Here is a 6278-nt window from a genome sequence, read left to right as displayed (position 1 = left end):
TATTTTCGACGCCCTGCGTACCCCGCGTGGTCGTGGAAAAACCAACGGATCATTGTACGAAGTCAAACCACTGGACTTGCTGGGCACTGCCCTGGAAAAGCTCCGACTGCGCAATCAACTGGATACAAAAGAAGTAGATGATGCTATCATTGGCTGCGTCACCCCAACCGACGACCAGGGCTTCAACATCGCCAAGGCAGCGCTCATTCATGCAGGCTGGCACCAAAATGTAGGTGGGCTGACCATTAATCGTTTTTGTGCCTCCGGCCTGGAAGCCATCAATCTGGCTGCCGCTAAAATCAAAATTGGCTGGGGTGACCTGCTGGTAGCGGGTGGACTGGAAAGTATGAGCCGGGTGCCCATGGGTAGCGACGCCGGGCCCTTAATGTACGATCCCGAATTGATCAATCGTGCCGATTATATTCCTCAAGGCATCTCCGCCGACCTGGTTGCAACCCTTGAAGGTTTTTCCCGCGAAGATGTAGATGCCTTTGCACTGAGTAGCCATCAACGCGCGGCCGAAGCCATGCAGGCCGGGTATTTTGCCAAATCTCTGGTCCCAATTTACGACCGCAACGGCTTGCTTATCCTGGATCATGACGAATACGCCCGGCCCGATACCGACGCAAACATCCTGCAACGCCTGCGGCCCTCTTTTGCTGCTATAGGTGCGTTGGGTTTCGACGATATGGCTTTGCACAAATACCCGCTGGTAGAAAAAATCAACCACGTGCATACAGCAGGCAACTCCTCAGGTATAGTGGATGCTGCCGCAGTGGTGCTAATCGGCAGCCAAGAAAAAGGCCAGGCCTTGGGCCTAAAACCACGCGCCAAGATTATTTCTGTTGGCAATGCCAGTGTGGAACCAACTTTGATGCTTACCGGCCCGGGGCCAGCAGCGAAACAAGCCCTTCAACGCGCCAAAATGCAGGCTAAGGACATCGACCTTTGGGAATGCAATGAGGCTTTTGCCGCGGTAGTCTTGAAATTTCAACGTGACCTGGATATTCCATCCGAACGTTTAAATGTGAATGGTGGGGCAATTGCCATGGGCCACCCTTTGGGCGCTACGGGTGCAATTTTGCTAGGCACTTTATTGGATGAAATGGAGCGCCGGGATATACAAACGGGCGCGGTTACGCTTTGTGTTGGTGGTGGCATGGGCGTGGCAACAATTATTGAACGAATTTAATCGTACGGGCAACCATAGGTGGATGCCCTTGTCTAGGCAGCCACATAGGGCTGCCTCTACGGAATTTTACGATATGATTTACTACAAAAAAGATACCGATAACATTGTCACCCTCACCCTCGACATGAAAGGGCGGCCCCGGAACGTGATCAATCACGAAATCTTCGAGGCCTTTGTTCCTGTTTTGGAACAATTGAAGGCGGATAAAAAAAGGGGTGCACTCAAGGGGGTGATTTTAACCTCCGGGAAAAAAACCTTCCTGGCTGGTGGGGACCTGGATTATTTGTACCAAACCTACGATCCAGCCGAGGTATTTGCTTTTTGTGAAAAAATGAAAAAATTCCTGCGGGACCTTGAAAGTCCCGGGGTTGCGGTAGTTGCTGCCCTCAATGGAAGTGCTGTTGCCACGGGATTTGAAGTAGCGCTGGCCTGCCATCACCGCATTGCGGTAGATGATCCACGCATTGTACTGGGTTTGCCAGAGGTAGAACTGGGTTTGATCCCTGGTGGAGGTGGAATTATACGTTTGATGTGGTTGTTGGGCATCGAAAAGGCCAATCACATCATCAGCAGCGGCCGTTTGTACTCTCCTCAAGAGGCACTGCGGGTTGGCATCATCGACGATTTGGCGCCCAACCAGAAGGAAATGCTGGAGATGGCCAAAACCTGGCTATTGAGCAACAAGGAAAGTCGGCGCCCCTGGGATCAAAGCGGTGAACGCATCCCCGGAGGTTCAGCCAAAGACGCCCCAGTAGCCGATTTCATCCGCGCTGAAGCCGCCCGCCTCGCTGCCAAAACCCACCACAATTACCCGGCACCGCAGGCCATTTTGAATGTGCTCTCCGAAGGCTCCAAAGTGGATTTTGATACCGCCGAACGCATTGAAAGCCGCTACTACACCCAGCTGGTGATGAGCAAGCAGTGCAAAAACATGATCAAAGCCTTTTGGTTCGACAGCAATTACATCCGCCACGGCTTGAATCGCCCGCGGGGGTTTGGCAAGTTTAGGCCCAAAAAAGTAGGGGTGATTGGTGCCGGGGGCATGATGGGTTCCGGTATTGCCTACGCTTGCCTGCGCAATGGCCTGGAAGTAGTGATGAAAGACGTGTCCAAACTGATCGCCGAACGAGGCCGTGAGTACGTGCGCAACAAACTCAATCCGCTGGTGCAAAGCGGGGAAATGAGCAAAATCGAACGGGATCAACTGTTGCAACGCATCATCACCACGGAAGATCCCCGCGAGTTTGAAACCTGCGACCTGGTCATCGAGGCCGTTTTTGAAAACGCAATGGTCAAACAAAAAGTCACCAAGGAGGCCGAAGCCTTTATGGATGAGTATTCCTTTATGGCCAGCAATACGGTATCCATTCCCATCACCAAATTGGCCGAAGTGTCCATGCGCCCTGACAATTACGTGGGTTTGCACTTTTTTCACCCAGCCGATGAAGTGCCACTGGTGGAAATTGTGCGGGGTGCGCGTACTTCGGAGGAAACGGTGGCCCGCGCCTTCGACTTTGTCAAAGCCATCCAAAAAACGCCCATCATCGTCAAGGACGACTGGGGTTTTTATGCCGCAAGGGTGCAAAATACCTACATTCTGGAAGGCATTACCATGCTCAAAGAAGGCTACCCACCCGCACTGATTGAGAACCTGGGCCGCCAGGCTGGAATGCCCAAGGGTGCCCTCGCCCTGGCCGACGACCTGGGCCTCAACCTCGTGCTCAACTACGAACGCCAGGCGGGAGAGCACTATGGCCCCAAATACATCCCCCACCCTGCCGTGGAAGCACTGGACAAAATGTTGCAGGAATTCACCCGTCCTGGTCGCAACAAAAAGGCAGGCTTTTATGAATACACCGAAGACGGTCAACGCCACTTGTGGCCGGAACTGAGCACCCATTTCGGCCCCCAGCTTAGCACCTTTGAACGCCAGGAACTCATCGATCGCCTCTTGATTTCACAGGTATTAGAGGCGGTGTGGTGTATGCAGGAAGGGGTCATCAATTCCATCGCAGCAGCCAACCTGGGCAGCATTTACGGCTGGGGCTTCCCGGCATTTAAAGGCGGCACGATTCAGTACATCGCGGATTATGGCCTGGAGGCTTTTGTGGCGCGATGTAAGTATTTGCGGGAAAAGCATGGTTCACGTTTTCGGGTGCCGAAAAAATTGGAGGAATTGGTGAAGGAGACGGAATTGGTGGGGGATTTGTTGGGGATGAACTCGTAGCGGCAGCCCTATGTGGCTGCCCCCAATTAGGCCGATCGGGTCTGTTTTGAACATGCCGACAAGCCCCGCTAGAGGCGAAATTTGGGTAGCCATCTATAATTCCGGATATTCCCAAAGTCCCGAGAGGGACGAAATATGGGGATCTCCTCCTTAAAATACCCACATCACGTCCCTACGGGACTCGGGAAAACATCGGGCGGTTGTTTTCTACCCATATTGCGCCCCTAGCGGGGCTCGCGTTACGTTAAAGAACAGGATTTATCGACCTTGCCTTACGGGTGTCCAATAGTATTACTCGCCATAACTATACACTTGCAAGCACTTATGGCGAGTAATGCCTCAAAATTACTTGCCATAACTATATATTTGCATGGCCGAATGGCAAGTAATAAGATGTACCGCATTGCGCTTTGCTACTTAAGCGATTTTCAACTATCTTTGAATAAAAAAAATTAAATGGTTGCCAATCAAGGAAAGATAGAAGGGCTTAGTTTGAGCAATTTCACCTGTTTTGCTGATTTGGATGTCAGTTTTTCAGAAGGAATCAATGTGATTATTGGGGAGAACGGGTTGGGGAAGACGCATTTGTTGAAAATCTCTCTTGCCCTGGCTAGTGCTCAGTTTCAAGGCTCCTTTTCATCTTTATCTTACCCTACACTTTTGTTTCCAAAACTTCCTCAAACACTCTTAGAAGGGGTTCAAAAAAGTACCAACCAAGATTTTTTCTTAAACTTATTTGGAATTACTGATAAAGTTCTACTAAAAAGAAATATCAAAATAGATTGGAATATTCAATTGAGCCCCCTAATCACTGAGACACAAGACTTAATCTTCATACCTGTAAATGAAATGCTCTCTTGGTACAAAGGTTTTATTCCCGCGTACGAAAACCGTGAAAGCTCAATCGACTATGTCTATTATCTTTTAGCCAAAAAACTAGCTCCACTTCCCCTGAAAGGAGATAAATTAAAAGAGCAAAAACTTTTAATCCGGGAGTTAGAAAATGAACTTGGCTTTGAAGTCGTCCGCGACGGTGATGAGTTTTTAATTGCCTTTACTAAAGACCAAGTCCATAACACCAAATTAGTCGCCAATGGCATCAATAAATTAGCTCAACTGATTTATTTGATCATGAACGGCTCTTTAACGAAGGATAGTATCATTTTTTGGGACGAACCCGAAGCTGGGCTTAATCCTAAGTACATCGTTTTAGTAGCGAAGTTCCTTCAAACTCTAGCCAAGGCTGGTTGCCAAATTTTCGTCGCTACTCATGATTATTTGCTCAGTCATACCCTTTCTTTGGCAGCCGAATACCGCGAAGTGCAGCCCGAAACTCCTGCTATCCGCTTTCATTCCTTGTATAAAACACAGGAAGGTACTCAGATTGAATCGGCTGAAACCCTGCCAGAAATCCAGCACAACAGTATTTTGGATGAATATTCACGCTTCTATAAAATTGAGGAAGAGTTATTTTATCAATCAATGAACGTGAAAGGATGATTTTAAAAGAAGATAAACTGGAATTTGATTTTGATGATCAGGCCTGGAGCCAAGTTATCAAATTTGATAAACATCCTGATTATGAAAAAATAAAAGACGAGGTTCCCGAAACCAGAGGTGTTGATTTCACAGGGATATTAAATGAAGATACATTTGTCGCCATTGAAGTGAAAGATTTTCGAGGCTTTAAAACGCATGAAAATAAGCGAGAAGAACCATTGGACATTGAGGTGGCTAAAAAGATAGTTGGTACATTAGCAACCATTTCAGCTAGCTGTAGAGCATCAGTTAACTACGAAATATTTTGGCAAACATACTTGAACTTGATCCAAGATCGACAAAAGAGTGTTTATGTTATTCTTTGGAAAGAAGAAGATCCATTGCCAAGTCGTCAAAAGCGTCTTGCTGCCAAGCGAAGTGTTCAATGGCAAAAACTTAAAGAACGATTATCTTGGCTAGGCTGTAAGACATTAATAACTAATTCCAATGATTACAATCCAAATAAACTAAAACTCAAAGTGAAGTAAGATTAATTTGTTTTCACACCCTCACCCCCTCCAGCAAAATCACCAACAACTCCTCCTCCAGCATCTCCGCCGTAATCTTCTTACCCGGCTTGTACCAATCGTACAACCAGCGCAGGGACGAGAACAGTGTATACGACAAAATCAGCGGATTGACCGGTTTGAACTCCCCACTCGCCACTCCAGTGCTAATAATCGCCTGAAAACGGCTCTCATAATCTTTGCGCAATTGCAGGAATTCGCTCAGGTGAGGTTCTTCGAGGTGCCGCCATTCGTCGTTGAAGGCGGTGACAGAGGTGACGTCTTCGAGCGACAGTTGGATGTGCAGCCGAATCAGGCGGGTGAGTTTTTCGGTAGCACTCGCATCAAGGGACTCCACCTCCAACATGCCGGAAAGGAAACGCTGAGCATTGTTGGTACAAATTGCGCGAAGAACGTCAGACTTGGATGGAAAATGATTGTAAAGACTGGAAGCGCGAAGACCTACTTCCTTAGCCAGATCGCGCATAGAGGTGGCCTGGTATCCTTTGTCCCGGAACAGGCGCGCGGCGGCTTCGTAGATTTGTTCTTTTTTTGACTTTTCCACAAGCGAGAAGCCCCCCGATCAATAGAGACCGGGGGTATGTCATAAGCTTAACCCAAGTGAGCAACGTGCTTCATCAAGCTGCTCTTCAGGTTGGCTGCCTTGTTCTTATGCCAAGTGTTTTTCTTTGCCAGTTTGTCGATCATTTGGATCACTTTTGGCAAGAAACCTACCGCCTCCGTCTTGTCCTTCATGCTGCGCAACTTCTTGATAGACGTACGAGTAGTCTTCTTGTAGTAGCGGTTCAACAAA

The 6278-nt window shown here is 48.3% G+C and carries 6 protein-coding genes; 4 read left to right on the top strand and 2 right to left on the bottom strand.

Going from position 1 to position 6278, the window contains the following annotated elements; all coding sequences use genetic code 11:
- Nucleotide 1: 1 nt before the first annotated feature.
- The 4 genes from SFV55_RS12490 (at nucleotide 2) to SFV55_RS12475 (ending at nucleotide 5446) form a co-directional block, all read left to right on the top strand.
- Nucleotides 2–1192, top strand: a complete 1191-nt coding sequence (locus SFV55_RS12490) for an acetyl-CoA C-acetyltransferase (protein WP_320029838.1) — start codon at nucleotides 2–4, stop codon at nucleotides 1190–1192.
- Nucleotides 1193–1265: 73 nt separating this feature from the next.
- Entirely contained in the window at nucleotides 1266–3419 is a 2154-nt protein-coding gene (locus SFV55_RS12485) for a 3-hydroxyacyl-CoA dehydrogenase NAD-binding domain-containing protein (protein ID WP_320029837.1), read from the top strand.
- A 456-nt stretch (nucleotides 3420–3875) separates the two neighbouring features.
- Nucleotides 3876–4919: an AAA family ATPase gene (locus tag SFV55_RS12480; protein ID WP_320029836.1), complete on the top strand. Its 1044-nt coding sequence runs from the start codon at nucleotides 3876–3878 to the stop codon at nucleotides 4917–4919.
- Nucleotides 4916–5446: a hypothetical protein gene (locus SFV55_RS12475; RefSeq protein ID WP_320029835.1), complete on the top strand. Its 531-nt coding sequence runs from the start codon at nucleotides 4916–4918 to the stop codon at nucleotides 5444–5446. Before SFV55_RS12480 ends, SFV55_RS12475 begins: the two co-directional genes overlap by 4 nt.
- Nucleotides 5447–5459: 13 nt before the next feature.
- Here SFV55_RS12475 and SFV55_RS12470 read toward each other — a convergent pair whose 3' ends face one another.
- Nucleotides 5460–6029, bottom strand: coding sequence for a TetR/AcrR family transcriptional regulator (locus SFV55_RS12470; RefSeq protein ID WP_320029834.1), 570 nt, complete (start codon nucleotides 6027–6029; stop codon nucleotides 5460–5462).
- A 47-nt stretch (nucleotides 6030–6076) separates the two neighbouring features.
- On the bottom strand, nucleotides 6077–6277 hold the full coding sequence (gene rpsT / locus SFV55_RS12465) for a 30S ribosomal protein S20 (protein ID WP_320029833.1): 201 nt from the start codon (nucleotides 6275–6277) through the stop codon (nucleotides 6077–6079).
- Nucleotide 6278 lies beyond the last annotated feature (1 nt).

It is taken from the genome of Haliscomenobacter sp. (genome assembly GCF_033763495.1).
GTDB lineage: Bacteria > Bacteroidota > Bacteroidia > Chitinophagales > Saprospiraceae > Haliscomenobacter.
Note: the sequence above shows the minus strand (reverse complement) of the source record. Positions and strands in the feature narration are given on the sequence as shown.